General features: G+C 66.1%; 23 protein-coding genes and 2 tRNA genes. 14 read left to right on the forward strand and 11 right to left on the reverse strand.

Annotation, left to right across the window (positions count from 1 at the left end):
- Positions 1-16: 16 nt before the first annotated feature.
- The 6 genes from PDM29_RS05275 to PDM29_RS05300 all read left to right on the forward strand — a co-directional run bounded on the left by PDM29_RS05275 (position 17) and on the right by PDM29_RS05300 (position 7746).
- Positions 17-2086, forward strand: coding sequence for a TonB-dependent siderophore receptor (locus PDM29_RS05275; RefSeq protein ID WP_311192834.1), 2070 nt, complete (start codon positions 17-19; stop codon positions 2084-2086).
- Positions 2087-2365: 279 nt separating this feature from the next.
- Positions 2366-4543, forward strand: coding sequence for a YccS family putative transporter (gene yccS / locus PDM29_RS05280; RefSeq protein WP_311192835.1), 2178 nt, complete (start codon positions 2366-2368; stop codon positions 4541-4543).
- Positions 4544-4583: 40 nt separating this feature from the next.
- On the forward strand, positions 4584-6476 hold the full coding sequence (locus PDM29_RS05285; RefSeq protein ID WP_311192836.1) for an MFS transporter: 1893 nt from the start codon (positions 4584-4586) through the stop codon (positions 6474-6476).
- Between the two features lie 165 nt (positions 6477-6641).
- Positions 6642-6932 carry a CD225/dispanin family protein gene (locus PDM29_RS05290; protein ID WP_311192837.1) on the forward strand — a complete coding sequence of 97 codons (291 nt, stop codon included), beginning with the start codon at positions 6642-6644 and terminating at the stop codon, positions 6930-6932.
- A gap of 42 nt (positions 6933-6974) precedes the next feature.
- The gene (locus tag PDM29_RS05295; protein WP_311192838.1) at positions 6975-7250 is read left to right on the forward strand and encodes a CD225/dispanin family protein; all 276 of its coding nucleotides are present in this window, start codon (positions 6975-6977) and stop codon (positions 7248-7250) included.
- A 64-nt stretch (positions 7251-7314) separates the two neighbouring features.
- A complete protein-coding gene (locus tag PDM29_RS05300; RefSeq protein WP_311192839.1) occupies positions 7315-7746 on the forward strand; it encodes a DUF2752 domain-containing protein in 432 nt (143 codons plus the stop codon).
- Between the two features lie 24 nt (positions 7747-7770).
- On the opposite strand, the gene ampE is transcribed toward PDM29_RS05300, so the two are convergent.
- From ampE to PDM29_RS05325, 5 genes are all read right to left on the reverse strand, one after another.
- Positions 7771-8679 (reverse strand): regulatory signaling modulator protein AmpE, encoded by a 909-nt coding sequence (gene ampE, locus PDM29_RS05305; protein WP_311192840.1) that lies wholly within the window; start codon positions 8677-8679, stop codon positions 7771-7773.
- A 112-nt stretch (positions 8680-8791) separates the two neighbouring features.
- Positions 8792-9697, reverse strand: a complete 906-nt coding sequence (gene nudC / locus PDM29_RS05310) for an NAD(+) diphosphatase (protein ID WP_311192841.1) — start codon at positions 9695-9697, stop codon at positions 8792-8794.
- A 9-nt stretch (positions 9698-9706) separates the two neighbouring features.
- Positions 9707-10096, reverse strand: a complete 390-nt coding sequence (gene erpA / locus PDM29_RS05315; protein WP_311192842.1) for an iron-sulfur cluster insertion protein ErpA — start codon at positions 10094-10096, stop codon at positions 9707-9709.
- Between the two features lie 57 nt (positions 10097-10153).
- Positions 10154-10624 carry a bactofilin family protein gene (locus PDM29_RS05320; RefSeq protein ID WP_311192843.1) on the reverse strand — a complete coding sequence of 157 codons (471 nt, stop codon included), beginning with the start codon at positions 10622-10624 and terminating at the stop codon, positions 10154-10156.
- A gap of 4 nt (positions 10625-10628) precedes the next feature.
- Positions 10629-11381, reverse strand: a complete 753-nt coding sequence (locus PDM29_RS05325; RefSeq protein WP_311192844.1) for a DUF6776 family protein — start codon at positions 11379-11381, stop codon at positions 10629-10631.
- 183 nt (positions 11382-11564) lie between these two features.
- Between PDM29_RS05325 and PDM29_RS05330 the strand changes: the two genes are divergently transcribed.
- The 3 genes from PDM29_RS05330 to PDM29_RS05340 are packed head-to-tail and all read left to right on the forward strand — an operon-like array spanning position 11565 to position 16464.
- Positions 11565-12221, forward strand: coding sequence for a DUF4126 domain-containing protein (locus tag PDM29_RS05330; RefSeq protein ID WP_311192845.1), 657 nt, complete (start codon positions 11565-11567; stop codon positions 12219-12221).
- Positions 12221-14116: an EAL domain-containing protein gene (locus PDM29_RS05335; protein ID WP_311192846.1), complete on the forward strand. Its 1896-nt coding sequence runs from the start codon at positions 12221-12223 to the stop codon at positions 14114-14116. Before PDM29_RS05330 ends, PDM29_RS05335 begins: the two co-directional genes overlap by 1 nt.
- A gap of 38 nt (positions 14117-14154) precedes the next feature.
- Positions 14155-16464 carry a hybrid sensor histidine kinase/response regulator gene (locus PDM29_RS05340; protein ID WP_311192847.1) on the forward strand — a complete coding sequence of 770 codons (2310 nt, stop codon included), beginning with the start codon at positions 14155-14157 and terminating at the stop codon, positions 16462-16464.
- Position 16465: 1 nt separating this feature from the next.
- On the opposite strand, the gene bfr is transcribed toward PDM29_RS05340, so the two are convergent.
- From bfr to PDM29_RS05355, 3 genes are all read right to left on the reverse strand, one after another.
- Positions 16466-16936 (reverse strand): bacterioferritin, encoded by a 471-nt coding sequence (bfr, locus tag PDM29_RS05345; RefSeq protein ID WP_311192848.1) that lies wholly within the window; start codon positions 16934-16936, stop codon positions 16466-16468.
- A gap of 182 nt (positions 16937-17118) precedes the next feature.
- A complete protein-coding gene (locus PDM29_RS05350) occupies positions 17119-17328 on the reverse strand; it encodes a (2Fe-2S)-binding protein (protein ID WP_311192849.1) in 210 nt (69 codons plus the stop codon).
- A 98-nt stretch (positions 17329-17426) separates the two neighbouring features.
- Entirely contained in the window at positions 17427-18065 is a 639-nt protein-coding gene (locus tag PDM29_RS05355; protein ID WP_311192850.1) for an RNA pyrophosphohydrolase, read from the reverse strand.
- Between the two features lie 121 nt (positions 18066-18186).
- Here PDM29_RS05355 and PDM29_RS05360 point away from each other — a divergent pair.
- A tRNA-Met gene (locus tag PDM29_RS05360) sits at positions 18187-18263 on the forward strand.
- 49 nt (positions 18264-18312) lie between these two features.
- Positions 18313-18387 (forward strand) — tRNA-Gln (locus PDM29_RS05365).
- Between the two features lie 308 nt (positions 18388-18695).
- On the opposite strand, the gene rpsI is transcribed toward PDM29_RS05365, so the two are convergent.
- Together rpsI and rplM are read right to left on the reverse strand one after the other, a co-directional pair.
- Positions 18696-19088, reverse strand: coding sequence for a 30S ribosomal protein S9 (gene rpsI / locus PDM29_RS05370; RefSeq protein ID WP_125360306.1), 393 nt, complete (start codon positions 19086-19088; stop codon positions 18696-18698).
- Positions 19089-19090: 2 nt separating this feature from the next.
- Positions 19091-19519, reverse strand: a complete 429-nt coding sequence (gene rplM / locus PDM29_RS05375) for a 50S ribosomal protein L13 (RefSeq protein ID WP_311192851.1) — start codon at positions 19517-19519, stop codon at positions 19091-19093.
- Positions 19520-19703: 184 nt separating this feature from the next.
- On the opposite strand from rplM, the gene coq7 reads away from it, so the two are divergent.
- Positions 19704-20348 (forward strand): 2-polyprenyl-3-methyl-6-methoxy-1,4-benzoquinone monooxygenase, encoded by a 645-nt coding sequence (coq7, locus tag PDM29_RS05380; RefSeq protein WP_311192852.1) that lies wholly within the window; start codon positions 19704-19706, stop codon positions 20346-20348.
- 99 nt (positions 20349-20447) lie between these two features.
- Here the strand turns inward: coq7 and speD are convergent, their stop codons facing one another.
- Entirely contained in the window at positions 20448-21242 is a 795-nt protein-coding gene (gene speD / locus PDM29_RS05385) for an adenosylmethionine decarboxylase (RefSeq protein ID WP_005411315.1), read from the reverse strand.
- Positions 21243-21412: 170 nt separating this feature from the next.
- On the opposite strand from speD, the gene crp reads away from it, so the two are divergent.
- On the forward strand, positions 21413-22078 hold the full coding sequence (crp, locus tag PDM29_RS05390) for a cAMP-activated global transcriptional regulator CRP (protein WP_125360303.1): 666 nt from the start codon (positions 21413-21415) through the stop codon (positions 22076-22078).
- A 130-nt stretch (positions 22079-22208) separates the two neighbouring features.
- Complete coding sequence (locus PDM29_RS05395; protein ID WP_311192853.1) at positions 22209-22970, forward strand: sulfite exporter TauE/SafE family protein; 762 nt, start codon at positions 22209-22211, stop codon at positions 22968-22970.
- The last annotated feature ends 16 nt before the right edge of the window (positions 22971-22986 follow it).

Genomic DNA, 22986 nt, shown 5'->3' on the forward strand with positions numbered 1-22986 from the left:
GGAGGACCCCGACATCATGCAATCTGCTGCACTGCTTCGTCCTACGCTGTTAGCTCTGTCGCTTTCGCTGGCCTGCGTCGCCCAGGCCCAGACCACGCCTGACGGCACCGCGCGCACGCGCAGCGCCACCGACCTGGATGCCATCACCGTGACCGGTGAGCGCGCCCACACCGATACCGGCGCACTGGGTGACCGCGCGGTGCGCGATACCCCGTTCGCCATTTCGGTCGTCGGCCGAGAAGCCATCGAGCAGCGCCAGGTGGTGTCGCTGGGCGAGGCGTTCCTGACCGACCCGTCGGTGGTGACGCAGGTCAGTGCGTATGCCAGTGGCTGGAGCTCGCCGATCCGCAACCGCGGCATTGATCTGAGCTACGACAGCTACCGCGTCAACGGCCTGCAGGTGTCTTCGTGGGGCACCGAGTGGCCGCTGGAAGTGATGGAGCAGGTGGAACTGCTGAAGGGTCCGGGTGGCTTCATGTACGGCTTCGGCCAGCCGGGTGGCATCATCAATTACGTCACCAAGAAGCCGACCGACACCACCACCCTGTCCACCCAGCTGGGCTGGCGCGAGCAGGGCGTGGTCAGCGGCCAGGTCGACGTGGGTGGACGCTTCGGCAACGAAGACATGTTCGGCTACCGCTTCAATGCGTACCAGGAGAAGGGCGAGACCTTCAGTGGCGGCGAGGTGAACCGCAAGGTGGGCTCGCTGTCGCTGGATGCGCGCCTCAGCGACGCCGTCACCTGGACCTTCGACGGCGTGTTCCAGGAACGGGACCTGAGCGAAGAGTCGCCGCAGTGGTACTTCCGTGGGATCACCGAACTGCCGCGTCCGATTGGCGGCGACGTCGACAACAGCATTCCCGGTACCTACTACGACACACGCTCCAGCCTGCTGTCGACCGCATTGAACTGGCAGATCAGCGAGGACTGGAAGGCCAGTGTGAGCTACGGCTACACCAGCTCGTGGAATGACGTGAACAAGATCTTCGCCTACGTCGACGATGTGAACGGCGACTACGACATCAATTCGTACGAACTGGGCGGAAAGAGCGAGTGGAAGCATGCGCAGGCGATGCTGCAGGGCCGGTTCCAGACCGGCCCGCTGTCGCACCAGGTGGTGGCGGGCGTCTCGCACCAGAAGGCAACGGGCTGGGACCGTCCGTATGAGTGGAATCTGATCGGCCGCGGCAACCTGTACCAACGCCCGACCATCCGCCACGACGCGGTCGGCTCGCGGGTGATGACGCGCAGCAGCGAGACGATCCAGCAGGCGGTGTTCGTCAGCGACACGGTGGACTTCGGCCACGGCTGGTCGGTGCTGGCCGGTGCGCGCTACAACGACTTCGAGAACAAGGGCAGCTACCACACCTATCCGGTGACCCCGACCTACGCGGTGATGTACAAGCCGGTGGAGGAAGTGACCCTGTATACCAGCTATGTGGAATCGCTGGAGGCGGGCAACCGCGTTGGTTCGGATTACATCAACGCCGGCGACGTCCTGGACCCGACCATCAGCAAGCAGTTCGAGGTCGGCGCGAAGATGGAGTATCCGCGCTGGAACGCGAACGTGGCGGCGTTCCGTCTGGAGCGCGGCGCGAACATCGACCGGATCACCCCGGCCGGCCTGCTGCTGGTGCAGGATGGCATCACCCTGTACGAAGGCATTGAAGCCAGCGGCGCGGTGCACCTGACCGATGCGTTCACGCTGGGCGGCGGCGTGACCTGGCTGGATCCGACCTACGACAAGCTGTCGCCGGACAGCGCCAGCCAGCAGGGCAACCGCACCACCGGCGCGGCGCGCTGGAACGGCGTGCTGCACGCGAACTACCAGCTGCCGTGGGTGGATGGCCTGGAGGCCTACGCACTGGCCCGCTACTACGGCGACGTCTATTACGACGCCGACAACACGCTGAAGCTCCCGGACTACACCCTGTTCAACGCCGGCGTGGGCTACCGCATGCAGTGGAACGAGCACGCGGTAACCTGGCGTGCCAGCGTCGAGAACCTGACCAACAAGAAGTACTGGTCCAACGCCGGCCTTGGCCTGCCACGCACGTTCGCGGTAAGCGTGCGCTTGGACCTATAACCGACACACCACTACGTAGAGCCGGGCTTGCCCGGCTGCTGCCGGTCTTTGGCGAACAACCGGTGGCCACCGACCACGTATCGAGGGGCCGGCGGGTGGGGGGTACGGGACCGTGAAGGCACATGGATGTGCCGCCCGAGCCTAACTGGAGATTTAAGGCGTGTCCCGTATCCCCCACCCGCCGGCCCCAAACACGTAGACCTGCAGACGAGGTCGCTCTTCGCGCACCCTCACAACGAAAGCAGCAATAATGCGGGCACCAAAACCGCACGAGCCCGCATGCCCGCCCGAGATTCCCGACTGAGCCGCCTGTGGGCGCATGAAAAGGCCAGCTATGGGTTGCGGGTGTTCATTGCGCTCAGCGTGGCGATGGGCGTGTGCTGGCACTTCGACCAGCTGCCGACCCTGCCCGGGGTGTTCCTGGGCATCATCGCCAGCGCGATTGCCGAGACCGACGACAACTGGTGGGGACGGACGAAGTCCGTCGCCTTGTCGCTGCTGTGCTTCGTCATTGCTGCCGCTGCAGTGGTTGAGCTGTTCGCGTGGCCGTGGTTGTTCATCGCCGCGCTGGCTGCCTCCACCTTCGGCCTGACCCTGCTCGGGGCATTGGGCGAGCGCTATGCCTCCATCGCCCAGGCCACCGTTACGCTGGCCATCTACACCATGATCGGGCTGGAGCAGCACGGCGCGGCCGACCGCGCCCAGGCCATCAACGCGGTCAGCCATCTGCTCGCCGGCGCGCTCTGGTATGGACTGCTGTCCATCCTGTGGACTGCCCTGTTCGCCAACCGCCCGGTGCGCGAACGGGTCGCGCGGCTGTACCACGAGCTGGGGCGCTATCTGGAACTGAAGGCCGACCTGTTCGAACCGGTGCGCGAACTCGACCTGCAGCAGCGCCAGCTCGCCCTGGCCGAGCAGAACCGCCGCGTGGTTGAGGCGCTCAATGCCGCCAAGACCGCCATCCTGGCCCGCTTCGGACGCTCCGGTCGGCCCGGCGTGCAGTCTGGCCTGTACCTGCGGCTGTATTACATGGCGCAGGATTTCCACGAGCGCGCCAGCTCCTCGCACTACCCGTATGGCGCGCTCACCGAAGCCTTCTTCCACAGCGACGTGCTGTACCGCTGCCAGCGCCTGCTCGCGCTGCAGGGCGAGGCCTGCGCGAATCTGGGCACCGCCATCCGCCTGCGCCGGCCGTTCGTGTATGGCGAACTCACCCGCCAGGCCACCGCTGACCTGACCGCTTCACTGGCCTGGCTGCGCGAGCAGCACAACCCGCAGTGGCAGCGGCTGCTCTCTTCGCTGGACCTGCTCGGGCACAACCTGCAGAGCATCGAGCGTCGGCTGTCCGAGGCCGCCCAGTCCGAGACCACGCTGGACAACGTCGACACCCGGCTGCGCGACACCAACCCGCACACCCTGCGCGAGATGGGCGTGCGTATCCGCCAGCAGCTGACGCCCGGCTCGGTGCTGTTCCGGCACGGCCTGCGTATGGCCATCGCACTGGTGGTCGGCTTCGGGGTGATCCATCTGGTCAATGCACAGAACGGGTCGTGGGTGCTGCTGACCATCGTGTTCGTGTGCCGCCCCAACTTCGGTGCGACCCGCCAGCGTCTGGCGCAGCGGGTGGCCGGCACGCTGATCGGCCTGGTGTTCACATGGGCGCTGTTGCAGCTGTTCCAGGACCTGCGCATCGAGCTATTGATCGCACTACTGTCGGCACTGCTGTTCTTCTTCACCCGCCACGACCGCTATCTGGTGGCCTCGGCCGCCATCACGGTGATGGCGCTGACCTGCTTCAACCTGATTGGCGATGGCTTCCTGCTGATCTGGCCGCGACTGGTGGACACCCTGCTGGGCTGCGCGATTGCCGCAGCGGCGGCCTTCCTGATCCTGCCGGACTGGCAGGGGCGGCGGCTCAACGAGGTGATGGCACGGGTGCTGGAGCGCTGCGCCGGCTACCTGCAGGCGGTGCTGGGCCAGTATGGCAGCGGCATGCAGGACGACCTGGCCTACCGGGTCGCGCGCCGCGACATGCACAACGCCGATGTGGCTCTGTCCACCGCACTGTCAAACATGCTGCGTGAGCCGGGGCATGTGCGCCGCAACCTGGATGCGGGGTTCCGCTTCCTGGCCTTGTCCAACACCTTGCTGGGGCATCTGTCGGCGCTGGGGGCGCATCGCGCGCAGCTGGACAGCTACGCCCAGGACCCGCTGGCGCGCAGTGCGGGCGAGCGGGTACAGCAGGCGATGCAGCAGATTGCCTCGGCACTGCAGCAGCGGCAGCCCGTGGAGGAGGGTGACAAGGAGGCAGACAGGGCGCTGGCTGAGCAGCTGGAGCAATTGGACGACGGCATGCCGGCCAAGCTGCAGTTGATCCGCACCCAGCTGGCGCTGATGCTGCGGCTGCTGCCGAAGCTGCGCGGGGCCGCCAACGAGGCGGCGCGCACGTTGCGGTAGACACCGCATGCTAAGGTGCGCCGGTCCGCAAGGAGATTCCATGTCATCCGGTCACAGTCAGTTCGCCCTGCTCCGCCAGCGCCGCTTCCTGCCGTTCTTCATCGTGCAGTCGCTGGGGGCCTTCAATGACAACGTGTACCGCCAGGCGATCATCGGCCTGCTGTTCTATCTCGGCGTCAGCCAGGAGGAGCAGTCGCTGTACACCACGCTCGCGCCGGCGATCTTCATCCTGCCCTACTTCCTGTTTTCGGCACTGGCCGGGCAGATCGCCGAGAAGCTGGAAAAGTCGCGCCTGATCGTGATCACCACCACGATGGAGATCGCGATCATGTCGCTGGCGGCGGTGGGCTTCCTGACCCAGAGCATGCCGGTACTGCTCGTGGCGCTGTTCTGCACCGGCCTGCAGTCGACCCTGTTCGGCCCGGTGAAGTACTCGGTGCTGCCGTCGGTGCTGAAGCCGGAAGAGCTCACCGGCGGCAACGGCCTGGTGGAAATGGGAACCTCGATGTCGATCCTGGTCGGCATGATCAGCGGCGGCATCATCTTCACCCTGGCCGGCAGCTACGGTCCGGTGGTGGCGGCAACAGCGGTGATCGCGCTGGCGGTGGCCGGCAACATCACCGCGCGGATGATTCCCAAGGTGGACGCCGGTGCGCCGGACCTGAAGATCAACTGGAATCCGCTGCCCGAGTCACTGGCGGTGCTGCGCCTGGCAAAGAAGCAGAAGGCGGTGCGCAACGCGATCCTGGGCGTGTCGTGGTTCTGGTTCGTCGGCACCCTGCTGACCTCGCAGTTGCCCACCTACGCCGTGGTCAACCTGGGCGGCGAACCGACGCTGTACATCTTCGCGCTGGCACTGTTCTCGGTCGGCACCGGGGTCGGCTCGCTGCTGTGCGAAAAGCTGTCCGGTCGCACCGTTGAGATCGGCCTGGTGCCGTTGGGTGCATTCGGCATGACCGCTTTCATGCTGGACCTGTACCTCGCACGGGCCGGTGAGGCCACAGCGGCCGGCCTGAGCGTGCCGGCCTTCATTGCGGCGGCCGGCAGCGCGCGCATCATCGTCGATCTGGTTGGCATCGGCCTGTTTACCGGCTTCTTCGTAGTGCCGCTGTTCGCCCTGATCCAGAGCCGCACGCCGAAGTCGGAAATGTCGCGCGTGTTCGCCGCGCTGAACATCCAGAACTCCGGCTTCATCGTCGGCGCGGCGCTGATCGCACTGGCCACGCAGAAGTACCTGCACTGGACGATTCCACAGTTGTTCCTGGCGCTGGCGATCGCCAACGCGGTGGTGGCGATCTACATCTTCACCATCGTCCCCGAATTCCTGATGCGCTTCCTCAGCTGGGTGATGGTGCGCACGCTGTACCGGCTGCGCCCGCACGGTATTGAAGCCAACGTTCCGGATGAAGGCGCGGCGTTGATCGTCTGCAATCATGTCAGCTACATGGATGCATTGATCCTGTCGGCGACGATTCCGCGCCCGGTCCGCTTCGTCATGTACTACAAGATCTTCAACATTCCGGTGATGCGCTGGATCTTCCGCACCGCCAAGGCCATTCCGATTGCCGGTGCGCGCGAAGATCCGGCGTTGATGCAGGCGGCGTTCGACGAGGTGGACAGGGCGCTGGCCGAGGGCGAGCTGGTCTGCATCTTCCCGGAAGGAGCCCTCACCCGCGATGGCGAGATGGCGGCCTTCAAGTCGGGCGTGGAAAAGATCCTGGAGCGCCGGCCCGTGCCGGTCGTGCCGATGGCGCTGCGCGGCATGTGGGACAGCATGTGGAGCCGGCGCGATACCCGGCTGGGGCGCATGCGCGTGCCACGCCGCTTCCGCGCGCACATCGAGGTGGCGGCGGGACCGCCGGTGGATGGAGCCAGCACCGACGCGGCGCAACTGGAAGCGCTGGTTCGTACGCTGCGGGCCGGGCAGGCTTGAGTCGCCATACGCTGCCGAACTTGGGTAGGGAACGTCTTAATTTGACGCTTCCCGCCATGTAAACGCATACATTCGGGGCCAACATGGGGTAGATTACCGCCCCATAGGGGGTGTCCGACGGGATTTTGGCGATGCCGTCGGACCACCAAAGGAATGGAGCAGTACTTGAATCACCCGCCAACACCACCTTCATCAGCCGTCTTCGTTCCGAACCACCTGGTGTGGGCGATCCTGACGACGTTGTTCTGCTGTCTGCCGCTGGGGGTGGTGTCAATCGTCTATGCCGCGCAGGTCGATGGCCGTCGGGCAGCGGGCGATGTGGCAGGTGCGTTCGCCGCCTCGCGCAAGGCCGCTGGTTGGGCCTGGGCGTCGGCGTTGGCCGGTCCGGTGCTGTTGCTGTTGTGGTTCGGTCTGTTCGGCGGTCTGGCTGCGCTGGGCGCTCTGTCCGAGCTTTGATTCACTTTTTTTAAACCCACCCGAGAAAATGGAGCTTCACCCATGAACGCCACTGCCCCGCAAGTCCCCAACAACCTGGTCTGGGCCATCCTGGCCACCCTGTTCTGCTGCCTGCCGGGCGGCATCGTGTCGATCGTCTATGCCGCGCAGGTCAACGGCAAGCTGGCCGCCGGTGACATCGCCGGTGCGCAGGATTCGTCGGAAAAGGCCAAGAAGTGGGCCATCTACTCGGCCATCGCCGGTATCGTCGTCGGCATCCTGTACACCGTGCTGGTGGTGATGATGGGCATCGGCGGCGCAGCCAGCGGCGGCTACTGATCGCACTGAGGACGGCCCGGTCCGGCACCCCTTGTGGGTGACCTGCCCGGGCCGTTCTGCCGTCATGTCCTCACCTAACTTACGTCCGACCGGCCGACGCTGGGCTCCGCTGGCGATCACCGCCGGCCTTGCTGTCGGTGCCACCGTGGTACTGCGCCACGTCAATCCGTATGCCGGCAACAGTCCGCTGCCAGGTTGCCCGCTGTACGCACTGACCGGGCTGTACTGCCCCGGCTGCGGCAGCACGCGCTGCCTGTACTCGCTGGTGCACTTCGACCTGCCCGGCGCGATGGCGATGAACCCGCTGCTGGTGATCTCGCTGCCGTTTCTGCTGCTGATGTTGCTGCACATGGCCGGCTGGCGTCCGCGTGCGCTGGACCCGTTGATGCGGGTGCTGGCCGCCCCGATGTTCTGGCTGGTGGTGCTGGTGGGGTATGCAGTGTTGCGCAATCTGCCTTGGATGCCGTTTGTGTTGTTGTCCCCCATTACCCGGTAGGTGCGGACCGTTGGTCCGCACGCTCTACGTCACCCAGCCCGCAATCACCAGCACCGCCAGCGCTGCCATCCACAGCAGCAGCATGCGCCACACCAGGCTCATCGCATCACGCAGTTCCGGCAGGCGCCGCCACACCGGCACCATCCCGGCTTCGCTGTAATCGTGCGCGTCTTCGCGCAGCTCGGCACTGACACTGGCCCGCGCCACCGCACCCAGAAACACCGTGGACGCCGCCCATTGATTGCCATGCGCTTCGCGCCAGGCCTTCCAGGCGGTATCAAAGTTACCCACCAGCGCCATCGACAGCGACATCAGCTGCGCCACCGGCCATTCCAGCCAGCCCAGCACCTGGCGCGCACCGACCACGGTTTCCACCGTCGCCAGCGACCGCATCGGCCCCACTGCCAGCAAAGCCAGCAGGCGGTAGCCGAGTGCGCCGGCCGGGCCCAGCAGCAGGAACCAGAACAGCACCGCAAACCAGCGCCGCAGTGCGTTCAGCACGGTGGCCTCCACCAGCGAACCGACATCCTCCTGCAGGCTGCCGCCTGCGGACTGCAGCTGTGCAATGGCCGCGTGCCGGGTGTGGCTGTCATCGGCGTCGATCACCGTTTCGACGTCGCGGTCGAGGTCGCGCGGACCCCAGCAGATCACCAGCGTGGCAATGCCCAGCAGCAGTGAAGGCAAGCCATACAACCGATCATGCAGCGCCCATTGCAGCAGCGCCAGCAGCAGCACCCACGGCAGCACCGCCACCACCCAGCCGTGTCGGCCCCGCCAGAACCCGCGGTGTTCATTGGCCTGACCACCGCCCTGCCGGTCCAGCCACTGCAGCCAGTGGCGGTAGGCAGCGAAACGCCGCAGGGCGACCGCTGCGGCCGGTGCGACATGCCCCAGGGCGAGCGCGACCAGGACAGCGACCAGGGTAGTGAACATGCGGGCCTCCGGCTCGTGACTGAGCGCTACTATGCCGTGCAACCCGGAAATTCCCCGGGTCACAGGTAATGTACCGCGTCGCGTGTTCAGGTAGCGGCAACGCGGCCGGCGCTCAGGCGACCTGGCTGCGGTACCAGTGCTCGATCAGGCTGCGTGAAATCGAGATCGGCGGCGACAGGCGGATGCCCTCGCCGTCGTCTTCGATATCCCGGGCCAGCGCCGCCCCGACCTCGTCCACGCTGAACCAGCGCGCGTCTTCCAGTTCACCGTCCACGCACGGCACATCGTCTTCAGCGGTGGCGGCAAAGCCCAGCATCAATGCGCCCGGGAACGGCCACGGCTGGGTGCCCAGATAGCGGCATTCCCGCACCCTTACCCGGCTTTCCTCGAAGACTTCACGGACCACGGTCTGCTCCAGCGATTCGCCCGGTTCGACGAACCCGGCCAGCACCGAATACCGACGCGGAGCCCAGTTGGCCTGGCGACCCAGCAGCAGACGGCCATTGTTTTCCACCGCCACAATCACCGCCGGGTCCACGCGCGGGTAATGCTCGGTGTTGCATTGGCTGCAGCGGCCGACGAAGCCGCCGCGGCTGAAGACCACGGCCCCGCCACACACGCCGCAGAAGCGGGTGCGTGATTGCCAATAGGACATGCCACGGGCGTAGCAGAACGCGGTGGCGTCTGCGGCCGCCCAGGACACGGCGGCCTCACGCAGGTCCACGCGCTGCGGCGCGCTGACGTCGACACCGGCAGCGTCCACCGAGAACCACGCCTGCTCACCGCGCAGCCCCAGGAAGATCGCTGTTCCGGGTCCACCGCCCAGTTGCTCGCCGGTCAGCGCGAGCGGTTGGCCGAGGTCATCAGCAAGCGCACGACCATCCACGTCGAGCACCAGCACATGCGCCTGCGGCCACAACCGCAGCAATGCATCGGCATCGGCGCGCAGCGTGTCAGCGCGTTCGAGGGGTTCAGTGGTGAAGGAAAAACCGGACAGCGGCAGGGATGTTCTGGACATCCCCCAAGCTTACATGCTGAAGCTGCTGCCGCACCCGCAGGTGGTCTTCGCGTTCGGATTGCGGATCACGAACTGTGCGCCGGTGAGGCTTTCGGTGTAGTCCACTTCCGCGCCCATCAGGTACTGCAGGCTGAGCGGGTCGACCAGCAGGGTGACGTTGTTGGTCACCACCGCCAGGTCATCCTCGGCGCGGTTCTCGTCGAACTCGAAACCGTACTGGAAGCCGGAACAACCACCGCCTTCGATGTACACGCGCAGCGCGAGCGAAGGATTGCCTTCGCCTTCGATCAGCTCATGCACCTTGGCCGCGGCGGCTTCGGTGAAGTGCAGCGGACGGTCCAGCGACTGGTAGTTCGGCGCGGCGGCGGGGGCACCGGGCAGGGAAACAAGCGTACTCATGCGTGCAGGATGGGGGCGCAAGGCCCCCGATTCAAGCCGTTTCGCCGATCACTGTGTTCAGGCCATGGCCTCGGCCAGCTTCTTGCGGGCCGCGCCATCCTTGTCCTTGCCGTCCTTGTCCTTGCCCTCGCCGGCTTCCGGCGGCGGCAGGGCCATCTGCGGCGCGCCGTGAATGAGGCGACCGGTGAGCTGTGCGCCGGCGTTCATCTCCACTACCTGGTAGTGGATGTTGCCGTTCACGCGGGCGCTGGGAGTCAGTTCCACGCGTTCGCTGGCGTGCACGTCGCCTTCCAGCCGGCCGCTGAGCACCACCACCTGCGCGCGGATCTCGCCTTCGATGCTGCCCTGCTCGGCCAGCGTGAGGGTGGCGGTCGACGCGCCTTCACTGGCGATCACCTTGCCCAGGATGGTGCCTTCCACATACAGGCCCCCACTGAATTCCACGTCCCCGCGGATGACCACCTGCGCGCCAATCAGCGCGTCCACGACCAGATGACCGTCGCGGTTGGACTTGTTGCTGCCGAACATGGGTTTACTCCCCTTCATTTGCCGTTGCTGCCACAGGCGCGCCGGCCTGTTTCCAGTCGAAGACCTGGGTGGTGCCCCCTGCACCGGATCCCAGCGTGACCCGCACACGTTGCGGGGTGAAGTCCTTCGGCAGCATGACGCTGCCGGTGAGCTGCTGGAAGTACCGGAAGGAATACTCCTGGCCCGGCACCTTGGTGCGCTGGTGCAGCTCGTCCCAGCTGACCGAGGTCAACTTGCCGTCTTTCACGCCTTCCACCGTGAACCGCATCTGCCCTTGGCTGATCGCACCACGGTTCAGGTTCTGGGTCAGCACCACGGCGTACTGCCAGGTGCCGGCCGCTTCCGGCGAGAACTCGATCGAATGGGTGTTCAGCCCCTTGCGCTGGCTGGTGGCACCGACGAGGCGTTCATAGAAGGCGACATCGGCACGCAGGCCGGCGATTTCTTCTTCACGTTCGCTGAGCGAGGTCTGTACCTCGCTGTTGGCGGCGCGACTGATGCGGTCGGAGGCCTGCAGGGTGGCCTGGCGCTGCTGCAGCTCGACCACCTGCTTCTGGAGGGTGTCGGCGCGCGCTTCGGCGGCGTCCAGCTGACGGCCGGCGTCGCCGCCGGGGCCCGCGAGCCAGCGGCCCACCAGGCCGGCCAGCACCAGGGTGAGCAGCCAGATGCCGGCCACGACGAGCAGCCGGCGACGGTCCGGCGCGGGCGCGGAACCCGGGCGGCGGATCTGGATGCGGGAAGGTGTCGGAGTGTTCATGACGATGAGCGCGGTACTGCGGCTGGGCAGTACCGCCACGGCCCCTGTCGGATCGAGCGACTTCCTAGTGTATGCCACCCCTGACGCTTTTTTCGCCCCGGAGAGGCCGCGCGATGATGGCGTTCATCGACGTCATCCCCGATAGTGTGGGCCTGTGCACATTTTCATGCCGGAGCGCGTGCCATGTCCGAGGCCCACCTGTTTGTGATCGGCATCCTGCTGGCCTGGCTGGCCGGCATCCGGGTCTACCTGACCGTGTTCGGGGTCGGCCTGGCCGGCCTGCTGGGCTGGGTGGACCTGCCCCCGGCGCTGCAGGCCACCGAGTCGTGGTGGGTGCTGGGCACCTCGGCGGCGCTGGCCATCACCGAATTCGTGGCTGACAAGATCCCGGGGGTCGATTCGGCCTGGGACCTGGTCCAGACCCTGGCGCGCGTCCCGGCCGGGGCCTTTCTGGCCGCCGCCACGTTGTCGCCCAACGGTGAGCTGAGCGCCACCGCGCTGGCCGCCGGTGCCGGGGTGGCACTGGCCAGCCATGGACTCAAGTCGGGCACCCGGGCCCTGCTCAACACCTCACCGGAACCGGCCAGCAACTGGGTGGCCTCGGCTGCAGAAGACACCGTGGTGGTGGGCGGGCTGGCGCTGGCACTGGCCCACCCGTGGATCGCCCTGGTGGTAGTGCTGGTGTGCAGCCTGGCCGGTGCCCTGATCGTATGGCTGGTGTGGCGGGCGCTGTGGAAAGGCATGCGCTGGTTGCTGCGGCAGCCGGCCACGACGCCAGATCGGGTCACGGCCAACGGTCGTGTCCTACCGCATAATGACGCCGCAGACAGGGAATATTGATGGCCGTCCACGAGAACAGCGTTGCCCCCACCCGCGCCGCGCGCGCTGAAACCCCGCCCGCCGACCATTGGCAGCGCTGGGCCAGCGCTGATGCTGTTGCGCCCGCACCGCCCGCACCGGCCCCGTTGCCCAGCAACGTGGTGCCGCTGGCCACCGCCGCCAGCGCGGCCGTGGCCACGCCGCCGCCGCTGACAGTGGCTTCCGCGCCAAGCCTGCCAGCCGACACTGCCCCGCCGCTCGGCTCCGAAGCGCCGTACCGGGTGCTGATCGTGGAGGACGACCGTTCGCAGGCCCTGTTCGCACAGAGCGTGCTGCACGGGGCGGGCATGGAGGCGATCGTGATCAGCGACGCAGAAGGCGCGCAGCAGGCCATCGCCGAGCATCGCCCCGACCTGATTTTGATGGACCTGCATCTGCCGGGCCTGGACGGCATGCGCCTGACCGCGCTGATCCGCCAGCAGCCCGGCCAGCAACTGCTGCCGATCGTGTTCCTGAGCGGCGACCCCGACCCGGAGCGCCAGTTCGAAGTGCTCGACAGCGGTGCCGATGACTTCCTGAGCAAGCCGATCCGGCCCCGCCACCTGATTGCGGCCGTGTCCAACCGCATCCGCCGCGCCCGCGCGCAGGCGGCGACGCAGAGCGGTGCTACCGGTGGCCCGGTGATGAACAACCCGGAGACCGGGTTGCCGACCCGCCACCATGTGCTGCAGCAGCTGTCTGCGGCGCTGACGCATGGCGATCACGGCGGCCTGTTCTTCATTGAAGTCGCCAGTGCGCTGGGGCTGCGCGAGCGCTATGGCTACGCCGCGTTTGAGCGCCTGATGGTGCAGGCCGCGCAGCGTCTGGCTGACAGCGCGCACCCGCACCTGCTGGCACGATTGAACGACAACAGCTTCCTGGTGCTGGCCCGCGGGATCGACGAAGACAGCCTGGATACCATCGCGCACAACCTGCGCACGCAGCTGTCCGAGCGCGCCTTCGTGATCCGCGACGAAGAATCGGTGCACCTGCGCGGTGTGGTCGGCCATGCCCAGTTGTCCGGCGGTTTCAGCGACGCCGGCACCGCGCTGGAAGCAGTGGAACGCACCACCCTGCAGGCGCGCCTGCTGTCCTCCGGCGTGGCCGCCTACGTGCGCCGCGAGGACGTGGCTGCACAGGAACACCTGGCCCTGCTGGAAGGGCAGCTGGAACTGGCCTACCAGCCGATCGTGGCGGTGGCCGGCGGCAACACCGCGCAGTACCAGGTGCTGCTGCGACTGCGCCAGGCTGACGGCACCCTGCTGTCGGCCGGCCAGGTGATTCCGGCGGCAGAAGCGGCCGGGCGCATCGCCGACCTGGACCAGCAGGTGCTCGACCACGCACTGGGGCTGCTGGACCTGTACCGCCATGCCACCCAGCCACTGCATCTGTTCGTCTCGCAGTCGCTGCGCACGCTGGCCCGCGATGCCTTCGCCGACTGGCTGCTGGAGTCGCTGGAGCGACGCCAGATCGCCGGCAGTACCGTCGTCATCGACGTGCGTCTGCCGGACGCGCTGATCCACACGGTGACCCTGCAGCAGTTCTGCAACCGCATGAGCGCAGCCGGCGTGCGCTTCTGCCTGAGCCAGTTCGAGCCGGGTACCGAGGCCAACGCGCTGCTGACCCAGCTGCCGCTGTCTTACGTGCGCATGGCCGCGCGCTTCTCCAGCACGCATGCCAACCAGAAAACCCGCGACGAACTGCGCGGTGCCATCGATGCGGCGCACCGCGCGGGCGCGCTGATCATCGGCCAGCAGATCGAAGATCCGCAGGCCGCAGCAGCGATGTGGATGGGCGGCGTCGACTTCATCCAGGGCAACATGGTGCAGTCGGCCGGCAGCGAACTGAACTTCGACTTCCATAACGCGGTGCTGTAACCGTGGCGGCCCAGGGACGGGTTCCATTCGCGTTCTGGATGGCGGCCATCACCTCCGCGCTGGCGGCCACGTCCAGCGTGTTGGCGGTCGCGACACTACGTGCGCCGTGGATGTGGATCGCGGCCGGTGCCGCAGGCGTGGCCCTGGTGGCCGCACTGGTGGCGATGCGCCGCTGGCACGACCTGAAGGGCACCCTTGTACAGCAGCAGCGTCGCCACGCGGCCCTGACCGGCGAGCGCGACCAGCTGCTACGCACGCTGCAGCAGCAGGACGCGCTGGAACAGGAGCTGCTGCAGGCCAAACAGGCGGCTGAAACCGCCGCGCTGGCCAAGGGCGAGTTCCTGGCCACCATGAGCCATGAGATCCGCACGCCGCTCAACGGCATTCTGCCGATGCTGGACCTGATCGCACGCGGGCAACTGGCCAGCGACCAGCGGCAGATGCTGCAGACCGCCACGGTCAGCTCGCAGCAGTTGCTGCGCATCGTCGACGACATCCTGGATTACTCCCGTCTGGAGGCCAAGGGACTGGACCTGGAGACCACCACCTTCAACCTGCGCGAACTGCTGGAAGGGCTGGTGCAGCTGATGCGGCGCACGGCCGAGGCCAAGCGTCTGGCCCTAACACTGGAACTGGATACTTCGGTGCGGCTGGCGGTACGCGGCGACCCGGTGCGGCTGCGCCAGGTGCTGGGCAACCTGCTGGTGAACGCGATCAAGTTCACCGAGCGCGGTGGCATCCGCCTGCGGGTGGGCCGCCAGGGTGAGAGCGGCAACCAGCATCTGCTGCGTTTCGAGGTGATCGACAGCGGGATCGGCATCGAGCCGGCAATGCAGTCGCGTCTGTTCCAGTCCTTCAGCCAGGCCGATGCCTCCACCACCCGCATTTATGGCGGCACCGGGCTGGGACTGGCGATCTGCAAGCGCATCATCGACCTGATGCACGGGCGTATCGGGGTCAGCTCGACACCGGGGCACGGTGCCAACTTCTGGTTCGAAATTCCCTTGCTGAAGGTGGCCGGCGACCTGCCGCCACCCAGCGCCACCACCCGCGCCCTGCTGGTCAGCCAGGACCCGCTGCTGATCCAGCGCCTCCAGCGGGTGACCCTGCACCACGACATCCGCCTGCACACGGTGGAAAGCGCCTCGGCTGCCCTGGATATCCTGCGCGCGCCATCGCGGCGCGGGATCGAGCCGGACCTGACCTGGGTGATCGCCGACGCCGATGCGCTGCGCCACGGGGCCACCGCGCTGCACCGCGCCGTGCTGCGCGAACCGCGCGAGCCGCGCCCGCAGCTGCTGTGGCTGGAGGGCACCGAGTCGCTGGCCGCGCTGCTGCATGAGGACGCATTGGCGGTGTCGCGCGACGTGGGCGACATCGAACTGCATGCGCTGCTGCGTCCGCCGCAGCCCAGTGCGCGCCCGGCCCCGCTGCTGGTCAATGTGGAGGACTACGCCGAGCCGGTGGAAGCGCAGCAGCTGGGCTTGAACCTGCTGCTGGTGGAAGACAACAGCGTCAACCTGCTGGTTGCCCAGCGCCTGCTGCAGGTGCTGGGCTGCACCGTCACCACCGCCACCGACGGCGAGCAGGCACTGCGGGCACTGCAGACCCAGTCGTTCGACCTGGTGTTGATGGACTGTCAGATGCCGGTGATGGACGGCTACACCGCTACCCGCCGCTGGCGGGCGCTGGAAGCAGAAAGCCGGGTTGGCCGCTTGCCGATCGTGGCGATGACGGCCAACGCGATGGCAGGCGACCGCGAACGCTGCCTGCAGGCCGGCATGGACGACTATCTGTCCAAGCCGGTCAACCGCGAGTCGCTGCAGGCCTGCCTGCTGCGCTGGCAGCAGAATGCGGAGAACAACGCGGTTGCCCTGGCCGTGCAGGCCGAGCCCCTGCCGATACCCACGCCGCCACCCCTGCCGCCGCTCAACGACGCGCCGTTGCTGCGCGGGCTGGAGCCTGAGCTGCGGGGCGAGGACGCGCCCCAGACAGTGCTGGATCCGAGCGTGCTGGACGAACTGCAGGAGGTGATCGGGCCGGAGACCGCGCACATCATCGGCGTGTTCCTGGACGACACCCCACCCCTGATCCGCCAGCTGCAGGATGCGTCGGTGGCCGGTGACCTGGAACAACTGCGCAACCTGGCGCACAGCCTCAAGTCGGCAAGCGCGAATGTGGGCGCGATGGCGCTGTCGATGGCGGCCCTGCGTATCGAGCAGGATGCACGCGCGGGCTCTCTGGAGCGCCCGGCCGTGGCCGTGGCGCTGCTGGTGGCCGAGTTCGCGCGTGCGCGGATCGCGCTGGCCGGGTATCAATCCGCCCTGCGCAATCCGGCCGCGCCGTAACTCACTCTTCCAGCTTGGTCAGCAGGTACTGCGGTTCGCCGATGCGTTCGATCAGGTCAAGCTGGGTTTCCAGCCAGTCGATGTGCTCTTCCTCGTTGTCGAGGATCTTCACGAACAACTGGCGGCTCACGTAGTCGCCCACGGAGTCGGCGTAAGCCACCGCCTCACGCAGGGTGACCGCGCCTTCGCGTTCCAGCGTCAGGTCGCACTGCAGGATCTCGGTCGGATTTTCGCCGATGCGCAGCTTTCCCAGCGCCTGGAAGTTCGGCAGGCCTTCCAGGAACAGGATGCGATCGGACAGCACGTCGGCGTGCTTCATTTCCTCGATCGATTCCTTGTACTCGTGTTCGGAGAGTTCCTTCAGCCCCCAGTTCTTCAGCATCTTGGCGTGCAGGAAGTACTGGTTGATGGCGGTCAGCTCGTTGTAGAGGACCTTGTTGAGGAATTCGATGACCTTGGCGTCGCCCTTCATGACCGTGCTCCTGCAGCGTGAAAACGCCGGCACTGTAGCGCGTTGGGACGGGGGATGATTAAACGCGAATCAAAACCGTATCGAATGCCAACCGACCAACGGTCGGTTGCTACCGGCCCTGCGCATTGACGGACGACGGCCGCCCGAACGGTAGCGCCCGACCGTTGGTCGGGCGGCCTTGGTCAGGCAACCTGGGCCAAACCCAGAACAGGCAGCGGCAGGTCGTGGGTGTTGCGGGCCTTGGCCAGAAGATCGGCGGCCATGTCGAGGCACGAGCCGCAGGTCGCGCCGCAGCCGGTCCGCATGGTCAGTTCGGCCACGTTCGCGACACCGCTCTGGGCGGCTTCGCGGATCTGGTGGTCGGTAACCCCATTGCAGATGCAGACGTACACGTGACGGACTCGGCTGACAGGCCGGAATCGGCCTATGCGCATTTGAATCGAAACGAGAATGGTTGTCAATTTCGAAACTGAATCATTCTCGATAGGATTCAGCCAGCCTGGCCACCACCCGGCTCGGTCTTCTTCCTCGGCCAGTAGCCCCCGCCGCGCTTGGGCGCAGGCGCGCGCTTGCGCGGGCGGTCATGCCCGGCCGCATTGCCCGGCATCCAGGCCTCCTGGGCCGACTTGGGCATGTTCTGCACCCCCGCTCCGGCGACCCCGCGCGCCAGCGGAGCCAGGTGGCGCAACGCCCGGGCATAGACCCCGCGCTTGAACATCACCACGTGCTCCACCGGGTACCAGAAGTCCACCCAGCGCCACTGGTCGAACTCGGGGCTGTCGGTATGGTCCAGCTTCACATGCGACTCGTCGCCGGCCAGACGCAGCAGGAACCACACCTGCTTCTGGCCAATGCAGACCTGACGCTCATTGCGCCGCACCGCCCGTGCTGGCAGGCGATAGCGCAGCCAGCCGGGTGTCGCACCGAGCACTTCCACGTGCTCAGGCAACAGACCGGTTTCTTCCTGCAACTCGCGATACATGGCCTCGACCGGGGTTTCGTCGGTATTCATGCCGCCTTGCGGGAACTGCCAGCCGTCCCGGCGCACACGTCGTGCCCAGAACACCTGCCCGTCCTGCCGCATCAGCACAATGCCGACGTTCGGTCGATAGCCGTCCGGATCGATCACGATGCGGACTCCTGAATAAAATCTACTGGTTGGGACTGTGCCATGCCGACTCCCCACTCACAAGCGTGATGGAAAAGTGTTGACAGATCCCGTTTGCCACCCCAGAATTACCGGCTCCCAAGGCTATGTAGCTCAGCCGGTTAGAGCACAGCACTCATAATGCTGGGGTCGGTGGTTCGAGTCCACCCATAGCCACCAAGTTCGCTTGGTTTAACTTGGGAAAAGTGCAATAATTGCACGCACATATTGCCCCGTCGCCAAGCGGTAAGGCACCTGACTCTGACTCAGGCATTCGGTGGTTCGAATCCATCCGGGGCAGCCAAACAAAAAGAAAAGGCCAGATCTTCGATCTGGCCTTTTCTTTTTGTTTGGTCGCGCACGCCACCTTATCCCCGCGCCTTCGGCGCGCCCCCTTGAACATCAAGGGGGCTCTTCTCCAGATGGGCGGCTGCGCTTCGCTCGCCTTTCGGTGGCGGGACGATCTGATTGGATCACACGCGGCGTAGTGCCGGGCCATGCCCAGCAACATGCATCAGATGTCGCAGCAAACCCCAGAAACGACAAAAGCCCGGCCGGAGCCGGACTTTTGCTTTTCCCAGCTGGGCTCCGAGGAGCCCAACCCAGGCGTGATTAACGCTTGGAGAACTGGGTGGCGCGACGGGCCTTGTGCAGACCGACCTTCTTACGCTCGACTTCACGGGCGTCACGGGTCATGAAGCCAGCCTTGCGCAGCTCGGACTTCAGGGTTTCGTCGTACTCGACCAGCGCGCGGGCGATGCCCAGGCGGATCGCACCGGCCTGGCCGGTGGTGCCACCGCCAGCGGCGGTCACGGTGATGTCGAAGCTCTCGGTGTTCTTGGTCAGCTCCAGCGGCTGACGCACGATCATGCGAGCGGTTTCACGACCAAAGAACTCGTCCAGCGGACGGCCGTTGACGGTGATGTTGCCAGCGCCCTTGCGCAGGAACACGCGGGCAGTGGAGGACTTGCGGCGGCCGGTGCCGTAGTTTTGAGTGATAGCCATGATTAGATATCCAGAACCTGGGGCTGCTGAGCGGCGTGCGGGTGCTCGGAGCCCGAGTACACCTTGAGCTTACGGTACATGGCGCGGCCCAGCGGGCCCTTCGGCAGCATGCCCTTGACGGCGATTTCGATGACGCGTTCCGGGTGGCGCTCCAGCGCCTGGGCCAGGGTTTCGGTCTTCAGGTTGCCGATGTAGCCAGTGAAGCGGTGGTACAGCTTGTCCTGCAGCTTGTTGCCGGTGACGGCAATCTTTTCTGCATTGATGACAACCAGGTAGTCACCGGTGTCGACGTGCGGGGTGTAAACCGGCTTGTGCTTGCCGCGCAGACGGCGGGCCAGCTCGGTGGACAGACGGCCCAGCGTCTTGCCGGAGGCGTCAACGAGATACCAGTCGCGCTGGACGGTCTCGGACTTTGCAGTGAAAGTGCTCATGAAAGAACTCAAGTAGGTCGGGCTCATTACGGCGGTGAAACCACCGGAACTCTGCCACGCGTTGTGAAGAGGCGGGATTGTACCGGCACCCCGGCCGCCATGCAAGCCAGCCGGAGGCAATGGTTGGCACCGGGCCGCCGCCCGGGCGAAAATCGGCCCCCCCCCGCTGCTGCCGTGCCTGCGCATGACCTCGCTCCGCCAGATCACCCCGCTGGACCACCTGCTGACCGAAGCCCAACGGGCCCTGGACACGGTGTTCGGCAACCCGCCGGCACACCGCCCCTACCCCGCCGAAGCCACCCCGGACGTGGAACTGGACGTGGATGAGCGCCGCCACGCCGCCGGCCTGATGCGCATCAACCACGTCGGCGAGGTCTGCGCCCAGGGCCTGTACTTCGGCCAGGCCGCCGTGGCCCGCGAGCCGGAAACCCGCGCCCATCTGCTGGAAGCCGCCCAGGAAGAGACCGACCACCTGGCCTGGTGCGCGCAGCGCCTGCGCGAACTGGACAGCCGCCCCAGCCTGTTCAACCCGCTGTGGTATGCCGGCAGCTACACCATCGGCACCCTGGCCGGGCTGCGCGGCGACGGCTGGAACCTGGGCTTCGTGGTCGAAACCGAGCGCCAGGTCGAAGCCCACTTGGACGAGCACCTGGGCACCCTGCCCCCGGCCGACCTGCGCAGCCGCGAGATCCTCAAAGTGATGAAGATCGATGAGGCCCGCCATGCCGACCACGCCGAGCATGCCGGGGCGCGCCGCCTGCCGCGGCCGATTCCGAGCGTGATGGCGCTGGCTTCGAAGGTGATGAAGGGCGTGGCCTACCGGTTGTGATGAATGGAAACAAAACGGCCCGACGTCTTCACGCCGGGCCGTCTGTTCACGAGGCCGTGAAACGTCGGATCTGCGCGACCAGACGTTCCACGCAACCGGTTACTCGGACAGATTGCGTCCGTGGAACAGCTCTTCGATCTCGCGCTTGAGCAGCGCTTCGATCTTCATGCGTTCCTTGAAGGACAGGTTCTTGGCCTTCTCTTCGAACAGGTACTGGTCCAGGTCGAAGTCCTTCAGGTGCATCTTCGTGTGGAAGATGTTTTCCTGGTAGACGTTGACGTCGAACATCTCGTAACGCGACTTGATGTTCTTGGCCAGGAAGTTCTGGATCGAGTTGATCTTGTGATCGATGAAGTGCTTCTTGCCCTTCACGTCACGGGTGAAGCCACGCACGCGGTAGTCCATGATCACGATGTCCGATTCCAGACTCTCGATCAGGTAGTTCAGCGCCTTCAGCGGCGAGATCACGCCACAGGTGGCCACGTCGATGTCGGCACGGAACGTCGCAATACCTTCCTGCGGATGGGTTTCCGGGTAGGTGTGGACAGTGATGTGGCTCTTGTCCATGTGCGCGACCACGGCGTCGGAGATCAGCTCCTTGCCGGCCAGCTTCTTGTCGATCACCGGTTCTTCGGAGATCAGGATGGTCACCGACGCACCCTGCGGATCGTAATCCTGGCGTGCGACGTTGAGGATGTTGGCGCCGATGATCTCAGCGACATCGGTCAAGATTTGAGTCAGCCTATCGGCGTTGTACTCTTCATCGATGTATTCAATGTAACGCTGGCGCTCCTCTTCGGTGCGGGCGTAACACACGTCATAGATGTTGAAGCTCAGCGCCTTGGTGAGGTTGTTGAAACCCTGCAACCTCAGGCGAGGCAACGGCTTGACCACGGCGGTCGATCCTGTGTGTGGTGGGAAAGGGGGAATTATGGGGCAAACCGGCCGGGGGCGAAACTTGCATCGAGGCAAGTTCGTGTGCTGGGTTTGCCCTTCACAATGCTGATCGTTAAGCTCGCGGGATACAGCCGTGAATTCTTCATGAGCAGAGGGAGCGCCTTACCGTGTCAACTGTGCGCCTTGCTACAAGTCCATTGGCCCTGGACATCGCCACCATTGACCGGTTTCTGGCCCACAGCCACCGCCGGCGCTACCCCGCCCGGACCGACGTGTTCCGGCCCGGGGACCCCGCCGGAACCCTCTACTACGTGATCAGCGGCTCGGTTTCGATAATGGCCGAGGAAGAAGACGACCGCGAACTGGTGCTGGGCTACTTCGGCGCGGGCGAGTTCGTCGGCGAAATGGGCCTGTTCGTCGAATCCGACCGCCGTGAAGTGGTGCTGCGCACCCGTACCCCCTGCGAGCTGGCCGAGATCAGCTACGAGCGCCTGCACCAGCTGTTCCTGGGGCCGCTCTCCTCCGACGCCCCCCGTCTGCTGTATGCCCTGGGCCAGCAGGTCTCCAAGCGCCTGCTCGATACCAGCCGCAAGGCCAGCCGGCTGGCGTTCCTGGATGTGACCGACCGCATCGTGCGCACCCTGCACGACCTGTCCAAGGAGCCGGAGGCCATGAGCCACCCGCAGGGCACCCAGCTGCGCGTGTCACGCCAGGAGCTGGCGCGCTTGGTGGGCTGCTCGCGTGAAATGGCCGGGCGCGTGCTGAAGAAGCTGCAGAGCGACGGGCTGCTGCATGCGCGTGGCAAGACGGTTGTTCTGTACGGCACCCGGTAAAACCCGGCGCGTTGCGCCGTCACCCCGCCAACGGTGGGGTGCTACCGACTCCCGATTCCCTCTGGTAGGTGACGACCGTTGGTCGTCACGCCGTACCGCGGCCTTCACCTGGACCCGATAGGCTGAGGGCATGGAACTAGGCAGCGAATTCTATTGGTTCATCCTGATCGGCCTCGGCGCGCAGCTGGTGGACGGCGCGCTGGGCATGGCATTCGGGCTGGTGTCATCCTCGGTGATGCTCAGCATGGGCATCCCGCCCGCGGCGGTCAGCGCCAGCGTGCATACGGCTGAAGTGTTCACCACCGGCGCCTCGGGGGTCTCCCACCTGGTAGCCGGCAACGTCGACAAGCGGCTGTTCCTGCGCCTGGCCCTGCCGGGTGCAGTGGGCGGGGTGCTGGGGGCTTACGTGCTGACCCAGCTGCCTGGCGACGCGATCCGTCCCTTCATCTACGCCTATCTGCTGGTGCTGGCGGTGTTCATCCTGCTGCGCGCAGCAGGGCGGCTGGTCCCGCGTCAGGAGGTCAAACGCGTGCCGCTGCTGGGCTTCGTGGCCGGCATGCTGGACGCCAGCGGCGGCGGCGGCTGGGGTCCGGTGGCCACCTCGACCCTGCTGGCGCGTGGCGGCCAGGCGCGCACCACCATCGGTACGGTCAATGCCGCCGAGTTCGTGGTCACCGTGGCGGTGTCGGTCACGTTCCTGCTGTCGATGGGCCTGCAGTACCTGAACATCGTCGCCGGCCTGCTGATCGGCGGCATGATGGCCGCGCCGTTGGCGGCCATTCTGGTCAAGCGCGTGAAAGAACGCTGGGTGCTGGTCGCCGTGGGTGTGCTGGTGCTGGGGATCAGCCTGTTCCAGGTGGGCAGTGCGGTGAAGGGGTGGCTCGGCGGCTGATGGCGCGGCGCGATGC

It is taken from the genome of Stenotrophomonas oahuensis (genome assembly GCF_031834595.1).
In the GTDB taxonomy this organism is placed as follows: Bacteria; Pseudomonadota; Gammaproteobacteria; order Xanthomonadales; family Xanthomonadaceae; genus Stenotrophomonas; species Stenotrophomonas oahuensis.

Excerpts from the sequence above, each read along its gene's own strand:
- PDM29_RS05275 (WP_311192834.1), top strand. The coding sequence starts at position 17 with ATGCAATCTGCTGCACTGCTTCGTCCTACGCTGTTAGCTCTGTCGCTT.
- yccS (WP_311192835.1), top strand. The coding sequence starts at position 2,366 with ATGCCCGCCCGAGATTCCCGACTGAGCCGCCTGTGGGCGCATGAAAAG.
- PDM29_RS05285 (WP_311192836.1), top strand. The coding sequence starts at position 4,584 with ATGTCATCCGGTCACAGTCAGTTCGCCCTGCTCCGCCAGCGCCGCTTC.
- PDM29_RS05295 (WP_311192838.1), top strand. The coding sequence starts at position 6,975 with ATGAACGCCACTGCCCCGCAAGTCCCCAACAACCTGGTCTGGGCCATC.
- PDM29_RS05300 (WP_311192839.1), top strand. The coding sequence starts at position 7,315 with ATGTCCTCACCTAACTTACGTCCGACCGGCCGACGCTGGGCTCCGCTG.
- ampE (WP_311192840.1), bottom strand. The coding sequence starts at position 8,679 with ATGTTCACTACCCTGGTCGCTGTCCTGGTCGCGCTCGCCCTGGGGCAT.
- nudC (WP_311192841.1), bottom strand. The coding sequence starts at position 9,697 with ATGTCCAGAACATCCCTGCCGCTGTCCGGTTTTTCCTTCACCACTGAA.
- erpA (WP_311192842.1), bottom strand. The coding sequence starts at position 10,096 with ATGAGTACGCTTGTTTCCCTGCCCGGTGCCCCCGCCGCCGCGCCGAAC.
- PDM29_RS05320 (WP_311192843.1), bottom strand. The coding sequence starts at position 10,624 with ATGTTCGGCAGCAACAAGTCCAACCGCGACGGTCATCTGGTCGTGGAC.
- PDM29_RS05325 (WP_311192844.1), bottom strand. The coding sequence starts at position 11,381 with ATGAACACTCCGACACCTTCCCGCATCCAGATCCGCCGCCCGGGTTCC.
- PDM29_RS05330 (WP_311192845.1), top strand. The coding sequence starts at position 11,565 with ATGTCCGAGGCCCACCTGTTTGTGATCGGCATCCTGCTGGCCTGGCTG.
- PDM29_RS05335 (WP_311192846.1), top strand. The coding sequence starts at position 12,221 with ATGGCCGTCCACGAGAACAGCGTTGCCCCCACCCGCGCCGCGCGCGCT.
- PDM29_RS05340 (WP_311192847.1), top strand. The coding sequence starts at position 14,155 with ATGGCGGCCATCACCTCCGCGCTGGCGGCCACGTCCAGCGTGTTGGCG.
- bfr (WP_311192848.1), bottom strand. The coding sequence starts at position 16,936 with ATGAAGGGCGACGCCAAGGTCATCGAATTCCTCAACAAGGTCCTCTAC.
- rpsI (WP_125360306.1), bottom strand. The coding sequence starts at position 19,088 with ATGGCTATCACTCAAAACTACGGCACCGGCCGCCGCAAGTCCTCCACT.
- rplM (WP_311192851.1), bottom strand. The coding sequence starts at position 19,519 with ATGAGCACTTTCACTGCAAAGTCCGAGACCGTCCAGCGCGACTGGTAT.
- coq7 (WP_311192852.1), top strand. The coding sequence starts at position 19,704 with ATGACCTCGCTCCGCCAGATCACCCCGCTGGACCACCTGCTGACCGAA.
- PDM29_RS05395 (WP_311192853.1), top strand. The coding sequence starts at position 22,209 with ATGGAACTAGGCAGCGAATTCTATTGGTTCATCCTGATCGGCCTCGGC.